The organism is Flavobacterium ginsenosidimutans, from assembly GCF_037478105.1.
Classification (GTDB): Bacteria; Bacteroidota; Bacteroidia; order Flavobacteriales; family Flavobacteriaceae; genus Flavobacterium; species Flavobacterium ginsenosidimutans.
The window spans coordinates 1,158,101-1,171,413 of the sequence record NZ_CP147988.1 but is presented as its reverse complement, the minus strand read 5'-3'; the positions used below and the strand labels follow the sequence as shown (position 1 = coordinate 1,171,413).

General features: G+C 33.9%; 12 protein-coding genes. 8 read left to right on the top strand and 4 right to left on the bottom strand.

Annotated features, from left to right (window positions below; all coding sequences use genetic code 11):
• Positions 1-50: 50 nt before the first annotated feature.
• Positions 51-596 (bottom strand): DUF4494 domain-containing protein, encoded by a 546-nt coding sequence (locus V6624_RS05255; RefSeq protein WP_111283060.1) that lies wholly within the window; start codon positions 594-596, stop codon positions 51-53.
• 423 nt (positions 597-1,019) lie between these two features.
• Here V6624_RS05255 and V6624_RS05250 point away from each other — a divergent pair, with 423 nt between their 5' ends.
• A complete protein-coding gene (locus V6624_RS05250; protein WP_338841148.1) occupies positions 1,020-1,262 on the top strand; it encodes a hypothetical protein in 243 nt (80 codons plus the stop codon).
• A gap of 29 nt (positions 1,263-1,291) precedes the next feature.
• Here the strand turns inward: V6624_RS05250 and V6624_RS05245 are convergent, their stop codons facing one another.
• Positions 1,292-2,230 (bottom strand): hypothetical protein, encoded by a 939-nt coding sequence (locus V6624_RS05245; protein WP_338841147.1) that lies wholly within the window; start codon positions 2,228-2,230, stop codon positions 1,292-1,294.
• Positions 2,231-2,318: 88 nt separating this feature from the next.
• Complete coding sequence (locus V6624_RS05240) at positions 2,319-2,858, bottom strand: helix-turn-helix domain-containing protein (protein ID WP_338841146.1); 540 nt, start codon at positions 2,856-2,858, stop codon at positions 2,319-2,321.
• A 186-nt stretch (positions 2,859-3,044) separates the two neighbouring features.
• Here V6624_RS05240 and V6624_RS05235 point away from each other — a divergent pair, with 186 nt between their 5' ends.
• Positions 3,045-4,511 (top strand): glycoside hydrolase family 130 protein, encoded by a 1,467-nt coding sequence (locus V6624_RS05235; RefSeq protein WP_111283068.1) that lies wholly within the window; start codon positions 3,045-3,047, stop codon positions 4,509-4,511.
• 236 nt (positions 4,512-4,747) lie between these two features.
• The gene (locus tag V6624_RS05230; protein ID WP_111283070.1) at positions 4,748-4,993 is read left to right on the top strand and encodes a hypothetical protein; all 246 of its coding nucleotides are present in this window, start codon (positions 4,748-4,750) and stop codon (positions 4,991-4,993) included.
• A 237-nt stretch (positions 4,994-5,230) separates the two neighbouring features.
• Here V6624_RS05230 and V6624_RS05225 read toward each other — a convergent pair whose 3' ends face one another.
• Positions 5,231-6,811: a hypothetical protein gene (locus V6624_RS05225; RefSeq protein WP_338841145.1), complete on the bottom strand. Its 1,581-nt coding sequence runs from the start codon at positions 6,809-6,811 to the stop codon at positions 5,231-5,233.
• A 438-nt stretch (positions 6,812-7,249) separates the two neighbouring features.
• On the opposite strand from V6624_RS05225, the gene V6624_RS05220 reads away from it, so the two are divergent.
• The 5 genes from V6624_RS05220 (at position 7,250) to V6624_RS05200 (ending at position 13,312) form a co-directional block, all read left to right on the top strand.
• Positions 7,250-8,479 (top strand): DcaP family trimeric outer membrane transporter, encoded by a 1,230-nt coding sequence (locus tag V6624_RS05220; protein WP_338841144.1) that lies wholly within the window; start codon positions 7,250-7,252, stop codon positions 8,477-8,479.
• A 39-nt stretch (positions 8,480-8,518) separates the two neighbouring features.
• Positions 8,519-9,967, top strand: a complete 1,449-nt coding sequence (locus tag V6624_RS05215) for an aspartate ammonia-lyase (protein ID WP_338841143.1) — start codon at positions 8,519-8,521, stop codon at positions 9,965-9,967.
• Positions 9,968-9,991: 24 nt separating this feature from the next.
• A complete protein-coding gene (locus V6624_RS05210; RefSeq protein WP_111283076.1) occupies positions 9,992-11,059 on the top strand; it encodes a type II asparaginase in 1,068 nt (355 codons plus the stop codon).
• 75 nt (positions 11,060-11,134) lie between these two features.
• The gene (glsA, locus tag V6624_RS05205) at positions 11,135-12,148 is read left to right on the top strand and encodes a glutaminase A (RefSeq protein WP_338841142.1); all 1,014 of its coding nucleotides are present in this window, start codon (positions 11,135-11,137) and stop codon (positions 12,146-12,148) included.
• A gap of 54 nt (positions 12,149-12,202) precedes the next feature.
• On the top strand, positions 12,203-13,312 hold the full coding sequence (locus V6624_RS05200; RefSeq protein WP_111283080.1) for an amidohydrolase family protein: 1,110 nt from the start codon (positions 12,203-12,205) through the stop codon (positions 13,310-13,312).
• The last annotated feature ends 1 nt before the right edge of the window (position 13,313 follow it).

The window sequence follows — 13,313 nt, the reverse complement described above, 5'->3', positions numbered from 1 at the left end:
AAGCCCTAGAACGATTCTAGAGCTTTTCAAATATTATAAATTGTTGAATATTATTCTTCCGCAGTTTCAAATTCCATGTGATCGATAATTTCTGCCTCAGGTTTTTCTGGTTTAGAAGCTTTCAAAGTATTGAATCTTTCCAGCATTTCTGTTTCGCCTTCTTCACCGCTGAAATAAGGAAAAACATCCATAATTGCTGTTTCTGAAATCGCTGGAATAGAATATTCTCCCATTGTATTTTTCATTACGTGAAGAGTGTTGTCAAAAGCTTCGCGAACATCATTTGCCTGAACTAGCATATACATGCTTGTTTTTCTTTCTTTCCCACTTTCTTCATCATAAGCAATTAAGGTGATTTTAGATTTAAACCATCTGTCCGCATTTTCAAAAGGATGAATTTCAGCATAATTTGCCACTTTTATAGCTGTGATTTTAAATTCTTCACTGGTATAAGCGGCCATTTCTTCGGTCATTCTTTTTTCTGCTTCTGTATAAGACAAAGCGTCAACCAAATAAGGTTCGGTTAAAACTTTTTGTCCTCCAGTTTCATCTGTTTTTCTATATTTTACTTTGCATTCGTACCAAGTTGCGCTCATCTCTTTTTAAATTTTAAGGATGCCAAAGATAAATTTTACTGGAAAATAAATAGTTAAATCTTCAAATAGATATTCACAATTTTAGATCCTTGTTGGTAATGTTTTGATGTTCTGAAAGTTGTGTTTTTAATAGTCAAGATGCTTTGTAATCGCATTCATTCTTTTCTGTTTTAGAAAAACTTGAAAATATTTTGGAGTTGTTTTTGATTGTAAGTAATTGTATTTCAATTATTTGATTTCATTTTTTGAAAGTTGTTTAAAAAATATGAATTTTCTTAAATCCAAATGGTCAATTTGAACGTATGTAGAAATAACAATGGCAGGGAATGAGGTAAATTCAAATGGTATTGGTTTTTGGAGCATATTGAATCTTACTGCATTTTTAGCCATTGTTTTTTTTATTAAATTTTAAAGAATAAAAGTTTGGGGAAATTAGACGTTCAAAAGTTAAAAGAGACTTTAAAATACTTAGAAAGCAAACAGCGTGAATTAAAAAAACAAAATCAAAATGATACGCGAAGCCTGGAATCGATGATTAAATATTTGAAAAAAGATATGATGGAACAGCACGATTTGGACGATCATCATCAATTGATAAAAAAAGAAATCAAAGACACGGAAAGTTTCATTGAAAATGTCAAAAATATTATCAAAATCAATTCTTAAAAACCGTTTTTTATTGCTGAATTTTACTTTTATTCCAATTTAAATTTTTCGTTTTTGCAATCCAGAATCAGTTTGTGGTTCAGGAATAGTTTGTTGCCAATCATTCCTTGCATTCCCGAACGTTTCATTAAGAATTTTTGAAGATCCGATGTGCCTTCAATGTAAGTAACTTCAGAAAGGTTTAATATTACTTTTTGGAATTGTATTTTCTTTTTCGCTGAAGCGGAATAAACACTTAAAGCATTTCCCCACGAATTTCCTTTTTCGGTTTTTATAACACTGTTTTTGGTTCGGTATTTTTGCCAGATTTCTTTCGTTGTGATCAATTCATAACCACTGGTTCCAGAATCGTATAGGAGTTTTAGTTTTTTGTTTTCGATGATTGAAGGAATAAGAATTTTTCTTTTTTTGAATTCAAAATCGGTAAAATCATTTTCTTTAATTTTTTCAGTAAAAGAACATTGATTGTTTTTGAAATCTAAAACAGTAATTCGTTTTTCTAATAAATCTGTTCCGACTGTTCCAATGATATCTTCAGCTTTTGAATCCTCAAAACTGACTTTTTCGCCGTAATTCAAAACTTCAAAAATATTCGAAGAAACATTCATTTTTCCCATTGTAAAATTGGTCGAAATCTGATTGTTTTCAAGATCGATTTTTATTTGATTTTTAAATTGTTCGGCAATTGATTCTAATGATTTTTTATAGAAAACGGTAGTTGGCGAACCTGAATCAAATTGCATGAAAAAGGTTTTATTGATTCCATCAATTTTTATGGGCAAAAGCAAAGCAGAATGAGCGTTTTCAGTGTTTGCAATCCATTTTATTGGAATGTTTTCTGCTATACCAGAAACTTTCAAATAGTTTTCTGGCGGAGTGAATTTCTTCTGAAAATAAAAATATCCTCCCAACAAGAATAAAACGATAAAGGCTAAAAACCCGACTGCAATTTTCTTAAATAATTTCATGGTTTATTTTTTCTGCAAGATTCCGATTTCGTTTCCGATTTTCGTGCAAAAACAATACGACAGTTTTACGTCAATTTTATGACTTGAATTATAAGAAGTTGTTTTTCAGTTTTATAACTAATTCTTGTTTTTGGTTTAAACTGATTCCGTTTAAGATTACGATCAAGAGTTTTAAGCAAAGAAATGTAATTAAAGGAACGATAAAAAGCGGAAATTTTAATGTAATTGCACTCTGAAGAAACGGGCTTGCAATCATTAAAATAGAAAGAATAAGACTCAAAACAATTTGAACACTTACGATTTGTTTTCCTAATTCTTTATTTATTGAATCTTTGGTTTTATAAGTTAAAATTAAAGGAAAAATGATGCTTCCAAAAGGAATGATCAATCCTGACAAAACAGAAAGATTAATGATTTTAGCCCTTTCGATTTCGATATTTTCCTTTTTGATAATCAGATTTTCGGAATCAGTTTCTAGAGCTACGGCAATCGTTTTTAAAGTAAAACCTTTAAGAATATTTCCAGCCTCAATTCTCTGAATCGTTCGTAGCGAAAGACCAGATTTTTCGGCAAGTTCATTTTGAGTCAGGTTTTTTTCTTCTCTCAAAAATTTAACATTATTCTTCATTGCTTTTGGTTAGTGTACAAGACGAAATTATGAAAAAACTTTTGATGAAATTACCCCAATAAAAGATGTGTAATTAAACGTAAATTTTAAGTTTTAATAAAAATTAAGTTTTTTTCTTTAACAAAATTCACTAACTTGTTGTGTAATAAAAGATTCCTAAATGTTGTAGTCACAAAATTTCCAGTTATGCGAGTATCCGTTGTTCGAAAAAATATAAAACTTTTACCAGATTCAAGAAGAGTTGTTGCCCGATATTTTATGAATGGGCAAGAAAGAACCCAGCAAATGGTACTTCGTATAATGTTGTTGGACGAAAAGCAAGTATTGCAAACTTTAGAGCAGACACTTCGCGAATTTGCTCGAAGACACCGTAATATTTCGACAGTTTTCTTTAGACACTGCGAAAGAATAAGGCCAATAATTGAAGAAATGAAAATCAATTATGAAACGTTGTCTCTCGACCGCAAAATGCTGATTGGGTCTTATTGTACAATGGAATATGCGATTGAATCTGCGGCGATTTTTAATCCTTCAATAGTAGAAGATTTTGATCAGACAGGACTCGAAGCAGGAGAAAAACGTGTTATTATTTCTTTTCGTGCTACAGGTGAAGGTCATATTTCGTCAATTGTTTTTAGAAGAGCAATTTTAGACCGTGAAAATAATCTGCATATAATGAAGATTGGAAATCATATTGATAAGGCAGAAATTGAGCATAAAACCTTATTTAATAAAGAACGATTTTTAACGAAATTGTACGAAATGCATACAGCGGATAAATATATTGTCCAGATTATGCAGGATTTACCTGAAGAGTTTGAATTTGCCATTTTAAAAAATATGCTGGTTGAGGCTTTAAGCGATCCTTTAATTCGAGAAGAAAGGAAGGTAGCGCTGGAAGAGATTTTATGGCTTGCGAATTCTTTTTACGATCTACAATTTAAACATGATTCAGACATAACGGAACGCGTCATATTCCCGATTTCTGATTCTGAAAGCCGTGGAATAGAAGATGCCCGTTTTGTACGTTTTACAGATGATAACGGCTCGAGTCGGGTTATGGCAACCTATACGGCTTATAATGGACATACAATTTTGCCTAAATTAATCTCGACTGAAGATTTTTATAGTTTTAGAGTAATGCCGCTTCATGGCGAAGGTGCACAGAATAAAAATCTGGCTTTATTTCCTAGGAAAGTAAAAGGAAAATATGCCATGCTTGCGCGAATTGATGGCGTTAATAATTATATTATGTATTCAGATAGAGTGACGCAATGGAACACACCTATTTTGTTGCAAGAACCTAAATTTACTTGGGAATTAACCCAAATAGGAAATTGCGGTTCTCCACTTTGGACCGAAGAAGGATGGCTTGTAATTACACATGGAGTAGGAACAATGAGACGTTATTGTATTGGTGCGTCATTGTTTGATCTTGATGATCCGTCAAAAGAAATTGGAAGACTTACAGAGCCATTGCTTTCGCCAATGGAAGATGAGCGTGAAGGTTATGTGCCAAATGTGGTGTATTCTTGCGGAGCAATTATTCATAACAATAGTTTGATTCTTCCTTATGCTGTATCCGATTATTGTTCAACTTACGCAGTGATTGATATGATTGAATTGCTCGATGCGCTTAAGAAAAGCAAATAATAATGATCTGAATTGAAATTAGTTTTGTCTGATTTTACTTATTGAATGGGTTAAAGTCTATTTTTTGCATTAAAAATTTAACGAAACCTTAATGTGAAAACAGGTATAAATACGGGGGTGTAAATTGTTGGATATTTATACATTCGCCGAAGAAGGAAAAAAACGAATCAATCCCCTTAAGATTAGTTTTTTGACTTTATAGTGTTAGCAAATATTAAGAACAAACGGCTAAAACGATGAAATTTGTAAAAGGACAAGATGTATCCTACACTGCATTGAGTGGGAGATCTTATGAGGCGACCGTTATCGAAAGAAAAATGGATTTTAAAAAGGGGCTGATCATAAAATCTACTTCAAAAGAAAGAGATTTTCATTATCTGATTGAAATTCAAAAAAATGGCACAACAGAGAAAATTCTATGTGCCGAAAATCATCTTAGATTATTGGAAAAGAAAAAACGATTAGCAAAGAAAATGGCTTAATTACAACAGGTAATAAACGCTGCAGTCTTTTCTATTATAGTTTCTGGCATTTCTTTGTGAGGAGTATGCCCAACATTTGGTACAATATATTTTTCTGATTTTTTGAATGTTAGTAAAATTCAGAGTTCTTTTGTGATGAGTTATATTAAACAATTCACTAAACTTATAAATAAATATACGCAAAGCTTTATTATTTCGCTTTACGTATTTTTTTTTTGAATTCAATTTATATAAGAATCAAAAGTCATCTTTTAATCCGATTCTTTTTAAGCTGTTTATGATTCTAAAAACAATTTCTTCAGAAAACATGAAACTAGATAGTATTTCTTTTATTTCGGTGGCAATTAAAGGCTGTAGTTCTATAAGGTTGTTTAAATGTACTTTCGCAGCAGTTTCTTCACTCAGCAGAGACAGAGAAACGGCTTTGAGCAAAGGATCCCAAATGGTTTCGTTAAAATCCATTTTTTCTGCCCAGTATAAAGACTTTTGATACTCTTTTTTGTGAATATAATAGTAGCAATATCCAACGCTAATCCACCATGGATGTGCAGGATTCATATGGGTGGCATTTTCTAATAAATTAAAGCCTTTTTCAAAATAACCTGCAAAAATTAGTATACAGCCTATTCCTGAAGCAATACCAGAAGAATTAGAATTCATTTTTATGCATTGCTCTGCGGCATAAAGACAGTTGTCTTGATCTTTTCTAAAACAATGCAAGAGAGCTTGTGCATACCAAGCTTGCTGGCAATTAGGATCAATATTTAAGGCTTTTGTGATACAATGACTGCTTTTCTCGATTGTTTTTTTGCAATTGTCTAATCCTAGCGCAATAGAAGCTAAATGCATTTCGCCCAGCATTGCCCAGGCTATTGAATGGTTTGGGTCTAATTCTACGGCTTCAGTTAAATTAGAAAGAGCAGTAGCATAATTTTCTATAGAATAGGAACATTGGTATTCATGATAGCTGCATATTGCTTTTAAAATGCTAGAGTTATTTGATATTTTAGATGGCGAAGTTTTTACCATTTCTTTAAAAATAGTGCCATAGTAACCGCCCATGGTAGAAACAATGTCTTTTACAATTTCATTTTGAATTCTAATCCCATCATCAATAGTAGTGGGAGTAAATACTTTTGTCGAAATGAATTTTCCTGAAGATGAGCTTATCAGGCTGATCCTTATATGCAGTTTGTTATCGACAATTTGAATGTGTCCTGTAATAATAAAATCTGCTCCAATCAGATTGGCCGCTTCTAAAATGTTTTCATTAATTTTTGAAATAGCCCCAGGAGAAAAATGTCCAATAACAGATATATCCTGAAAACGGGAAAGTTCTGCACTGATTTCTTCGGAAAGAATCTGCGAAAAGGCTTCTAAATCTGGTCGGTGGGCCATTGTTTTAAAAGGAAAAACGGTAATCAAAGGACTGGTTTTACTAGTACTGACAGGGAGATCAGTATGTCTCATTTTATTATTATGAATAAACTCTGGAACATAACCGCCTTTTGGCACATTAATGATAACCGAATTGTCTTTTCCGTCAGAAGAATAATATTCCGAAAGTAATTTTCTTAATCGTCCTGCATGAATGCGAACCATGGCGTCATCATGCGGATTAAAATGGGAAGGTCTGCTTAAAGCATTTACAGCTATAGAGTATTCTTTAATAAACTGCTGTCTTTCATCGATAGTCTCTGTGACAATATAGCGCAGAAAATTACTTAAAAGAGTTGAGTTCTTAAAAGAATAAAACTTTAAAACATTTTCCAGCTCATTATAAATTTTATCCGGGGGGATTTTTTTTATAGACTCCATAATAAATTATTAGAAAATTATTAATGTCAAAAAAAACTCACTGCGGCGTATAAAATGTTAAAGACCAAATGCTTATGGCGTTATAAATTTATGAAAATTTTTAACATGTTAGTATTATTAATCTGATATTTTAACGGTTAAATGTAACGGTTATTAACTCTAATCGTCGGCAGGCATTGATTATATTTGTTTGATTATCAGTGAAAAGCGTTTATTTTTTTGTCTTTTTTGATGAAAAATGATTACCCAATGTGAAACCTGATGGAATTTTTTGTCTCTATACAAGAAATTTTCACAAAAATGAAGAAGACTTTTCGGCATTAAAAACCAATAATTGAGAATACAGATTTTTTTAAAAATAAAGTGTCTTTTATTTTAAACCCATATTGTAAAAAACGGAATGAATAGTAAACCCACAACAAACAAACTATAATCATTATGAAAAAAAAATTTTTATTAATGGTAAAGATCAGGTATCGTGCCATTATAATTTGTTTTCTTATAGCAAATCTTGTGCAAGCTCAAGATGATAGCGCTAAAAAAAGTATGGAAATCTATGGATTTATTATGACTGATATTGGTTATAATTTTAATCAAATTCAATCAGATTGGTATGATGTGGTAAGGCCGACTAAACTGCCTTCTTTTGAAAATGAGTACGGACCAGATGGTAATTACTACGCTTCTGTACGTCAGACTAGATTAGGTTTTAAAAATTATTTTGATACAGGACTTGGAGAATTAAAAACACAATTCGAATTTGAGTTGTTCGGAACAGGAGTAGATGCTGGTCAGACTACTTTTCGTTTGCGTCATGCCTATGCTGAATTAGGAAAATTTGGGGCAGGACAAACTTGGAGCCCCTTTATGGATATTGGAGTATTTCCAAATTCATTAGAGTATTGGGGACCAACTGGAATGGTGTTTTTCCGTAATATTCAAATACGTTATATGCCTATCCAAGGAGATACCCGTTTAACAATTGCATTAGAAAGACCTGGAGCAAGTGCCGATCAAGGAGATTATGCAAATCGTGTGGAATTGCAAGGAGTAAAAGCAAGATTTCCGTTGCCAGACCTTTCAGCAGAATATCATCTAGGAACAAAGTGGGGCTATATTGAGTTGGCTGGTATAGTAAGAAAAATTGAATGGAAAGATCAAAATAATGACCAATTTGATTTGTCTGGAGATGCAGTAGGATGGGGACTTAATTTAAGTACCAATATCAATTTTGGAAAAAGTGATGTTTTTAGAGGACAAGTTGTGTACGGTGAAGGAATACAAAACTACATGAATGATGCGCCAGTAGATGTCGCTATTGAAACCAATCCTAATAATCCTGTAACTCCCGTAAAAGGTGTTGCGCTTCCTTTAATTGGGGTCGTAGCCTTTTTAGATCACACTTGGAGTGATAAGTTTAGTACTTCGCTAGGATATTCGATGATTGATATCGATAACACAGACGGACAAGAAGATGACGCTTTTAAAAAGGGACAATATGCTCTTGTAAATCTTTTATATACTCCTGTGAAAAATTGTATGGTAGGAGTTGAATTTCAGTGGGGTGACCGCGAAAATTTCAACGACGGATGGAATACTTCCATTAGTAAACTACAGTTTTCTTTTAAATACAACTTCTCAGAGTCATTCTATAGAAAAAATCAATAAAGAAGTTTCTGCTTCTTAATCAAAAAAAAAAAAGAAAACATGTATAAAACTATACAATATCTAGTATTGTTCGGATTGTCTATAAGTGCTCTAAACGCTCAGACCCGAACTGAAAAAGATCTTTTAGGAGAAAAACAGATTCCAGCAAATGCATATTACGGAGTACAAACCGCCCGTGCATTAGAGAATTTCCAAATTAGCGGAATGACAACTCAATTTTATCCTGACTATGTAAGAGCTTTTGCAATGGTTAAATTGGCAGCAGCACGTGCCAATGCAGATGTTGGCCGACTTAAAAAGGACAGACTTGCTGCGATAGAAAAAGCGTGCCAAGCAGTAATTGACGGAAAATATCACGATCAGTTTCTGGTTGATTTGTATCAAGGAGGAGCTGGTACTTCTGCTAATATGAATGTCAATGAAGTGCTAGCGAATATCGCATTGGAACTTAGTGGACATAAAAAAGGAGAGTACCAATACATTGAACCTCATGATGATTTAAATATGGGACAATCTACAAATGATGTGTACCCAACAGCTATAAAAGTAGCATTATTGCTTCATAATGATAAATTGGTCAAAGAAGCTGATCTTCTTGCGAAAGCATTCCACAAAAAAGGAGATGAATTTAAAGGCATCGTAAAAATGGGAAGAACCGAAGGGCAGGATGCTGTTCCAATGACGGTTGGACAAGAGTTTCATGCCTTTGGCAATCAGCTTGATGCTGAGATTGATGCTTTGAAAAAATCGGAAGTTTTTTTATGCGAACAAAATATGGGAGCTACAGCCATAGGAACAGGAATTACTGCCTCTCCAGGATATGCTGAAAAAGTAGCGACACATCTTGCAAAAATTACAGGAAAACCAATTGTAATGAGTAAAGATCTTATTGCCGCAACTACGAGTCAGCAAGGATTTGTTATGTATTCATCTACACTTAAAAGTATGGCAGTTGCATTATCAAAAATAAGCAGTGATTTGATAATCTTAGCTTCAGGTCCTCGTACTGGCCTTTTCGAAATTAATCTTCCTGCACTTCAGCCGGGATCTTCTATTATGCCAGGGAAAGTAAATCCAGTAATGCCAGAACTTATGAATCAGTTATGTTTTAAAGTAATGGGTAACGATCTTACGGTAACTCTTGCGGCACATTCTGGTTTATTGCAATTAAATGCTTTTGAACCTGTTGAAGCTATTGCCATGATGGAATCACAGGGATTGTTTTTTAAAGCAATGCCATTGTTTAGAAAAAATTGTATTGATGGTATCACGGTTAATAAAGACATTTTAGCGCATTACATGGACAGAAGTGTTGGTATTGTAACGGCTCTTAATCCTATTCTGGGTTACGAAAAAACTACCGAATTAGCTAAAGAAGCACTTTCGACTAATAAAGGAATCTTGGAGCTTATTCGTGAAAAGAAACTGTTGACAGAAGATCAGATTAAAAAACTTCTTGATCCAGTAAGCTTAACAGGGCAAAAATAATCATCATCTTAAAACAAAATAATCATGAAATTAAATATAAATTTTTGCAGCAAAATATTTTTAATAGCAATGCTTTCACTAAGCATCGGCATGTTTGGACAGGCAAAACCTAAAGTTCTTATTTTGGCAACTGGCGGAACTATTGCTGGATCAGCAAAAACTGGTGTTCAATCTGGATATACTTCTGGACAAGTAACTATCGATGCAATGGTAAATGCAGTTCCAGATGCTATGAAACTTGCAGATATTAAAGGAGAACAAATTTCGAATGTAGGTTCTCAGGATATGTCATTTGAAATCATGCTTAAAGTTGCAAATAGAATTAACGAATTAGCTTCTAGCAAAGATGTAGATGGTTTCGTAATCACACACGGAACGGATACAATGGAAGAAACCGCTTATTTTTTAAATCTTGTTGCAAAAACAGACAAGCCAGTTGTTTTGGTTGGTTCTATGCGCCCTTCAACGGCTATTAGCGCAGACGGACCTTTAAATCTTTACAATGCAATTGCGGTTGCTGCAGATCCTAAAGCAAAAGGACACGGAGTGCTTTTGGTGATGAATGACTGGATTCATTCGGCACAATCTTTAACAAAAGTAAGTACAACAGCCGTACAGACTTTTATGTCTCCAATTCGCGGACTTATCGGAACTACTTCTTACGGAGTAAATGATTTCTTCCATTATCCTGATCAAAAATTTGGAAAAACCTCAGAATTTGATGTTAAAGGTGTAAGCTCTTTTCCTCGTGTAGATATCATTTATGCTGATGCAGATATGAAACCGGATCTAATCGATGCTTCTATAGAACGTGGAGCAAAAGGAATCGTAATTGCTGGAGTTGGGAACGGAAACATGAACAAAGCTTCTCTTGACGCTTGTGCGAAAGCCAGTAAAAAAGGAATTATCGTGGTAAGAAGCACACGTGTTGCTACAGGAATTGTAGGACGTAATGTGGAATGTAATGATGATGAACTTGGACTTATTGCTTCATACGGGCTAAATCCGCAGAAATCTAGAATTCTATTGTCTGTTGCATTACTTAAACAGAGAAGCCTAGCTGAACTTCAAAAAATATTTGAAGAATACTAAATATTTTAAAAATCTATTTCCGATTAAGTTATTCTCAATTTAAAGTAAACCATAAACCAATTTAAACAAGGCAAAATGAAAACAAATCTTAGATTTATAATTCTGATAATATTGATGCTGGTTAATCCATTGTTTAAAGCAATTGCTCAAAAAGAATTGTCTTATCAAGCTGCGATCGATCATGCATACGACAAATATAAAAATCTGCAAGAAGGTAAAAATGCAGATTACATAAAGGAATTAGCCAATGTTGATCCGAATATTTTTGGAATTGCTATTGTAACTACCGATGGTAAAGTGTACAGCAAAGGAGATTTAGGCCAGCGTGTATCTATCCAGTCTATATCGAAAGTTTTTACACTGGCACGACTTATTGAAGAACAAGGTCCAAGAGCTGTAGCAGATAAAATTGGAGTTGATGCAACGGGTCTTCGTTTCAATTCTATCGTGGCAGTTGAACTCCAAAAAGGAAAAGAAATCAATCCTTTGGTAAATCCAGGAGCAATTGCCGCAGTGAGTTTGGTAAAAGGAAATGATTCTGTTGCCAAATGGAAAAATATTCTAGATACTCATAATGCTTTTGCTGGAACTAAACTACTATTAAATAAGCCAGTTTACATAAGCGAAGCTGGAGATAATTTGCGAAATCAGGCAATTGCACATTTACTGTTAGCATACGGACGTATGTATTTTGATCCCGTTCAATCTACAGATATTTATACAAAACAATGTGCCATAAATGTTAATGCAAAAGAGCTTGCAGTTATGGCATCGACTCTGGCAAACGGAGGTGTAAATCCAGTTACAAAAGAAAAAGTGGTTTCGCCAGAAACTTGTGCTTTTACTATGGGAATTATGTCTACAGCAGGACTTTATGACGATTCTGGCCAATGGCTATATGCAGTTGGCTTGCCCGCAAAAAGTGGTGTAGGGGGAGGTCTTATTGCGGTTTGTCCTGGAAAATTCGGAATTGCGGTTATTTCGCCTCCGCTTAATGCGGCAGGAAATAGCGTAAAAGCCCAAAAAGCTATTTTTGATATAGCAAAAGAGCTTGGTGTAAACCCTTTTATTGTTACACCTAAAAAGTAAACTTTTTAAGATTTTAAAAGTGATAAATTAAGTTGAACATAAGCTCTAGAAAGTATGCAGAAAAAAATAAAACTGAAGTCAATACTGTTTCTTTTATGCATACAGTCTGTTGTTTTATTTGGACAAAAAAAAGCACAAAAAGAGGAGTATTTATTTAATGACAGCCATTTTCATCTAACCAATTACATTCAAGAAGGAATATCTGCTGATAGGTTCTTAGAAATAATGGGAAATAAAGCTGGGCGGTCTACTTTATTTGGAATTCCGTTGCAGCAGCAATGGTCGTATCAAAATTCGGGTAATTACAGTCCGACATATTATTTACAGACAGATGCACCTTTGTATTACTATTCTTTTACCGATGCCTTTATTGCCATGCAGTATAAATCGCTTAGTAAAGAGAAGCAGGCAAGATTAGATCCTATGATTACAGGATTTAATCCGTCAGATATGTATGCTTACAAACATATTGAACGCGTACTGCGAACCTTTCCAGGGGTTTTTACAGGAATTGGAGAATTTTCGATACATAAAGAATTTGTGTCTGCAAAAGTTGCTGGAGAAGTAGCCAGTTTAACCAATCCGGCTTTAGACAGTATTTTGGATTTTGCAGGAAAAGTGGGTTTAGTGGTTATTCTTCATAATGATATGGATATGCCAATGGCAAAGCAAAAAACAGAACCCGTTTATCTAAATGATATGCGGGATCTGCTCAAACGTCATTCAAAAACAACTATAATCTGGGCGCATATCGGACTTGGAAGAATTGTGTATCCAGCAGGTTACGGAAACGATTCTACAACAGACAGACCGCCAAATCATATCGATATTGTAACAAGCATATTGGATGATCCTGCTTATTCCAATGTCTATTTTGATATTTCATGGGATGAGGTTGCAAAATACATCGTTTCATCGCCAGAAATTATTAAGAAATGTGCGGAATTAATGGATAAATATCCCGACAGATTTTTATTCGGGACAGATGTAGTTGCGCCACCAGATCAAAAATTTTATTTGGCTGTTTACGAAAAATATCAGCCGCTTTGGAAAGCTCTTAAACCTGAAACAAGTGAAAAAATAAGAAAGCAGAATTACATCAAGCTTTTTGATAATGCACGCCAAAAAGTACGTGCCTGGGAGACAGCCAATGTTAAACAGTAAT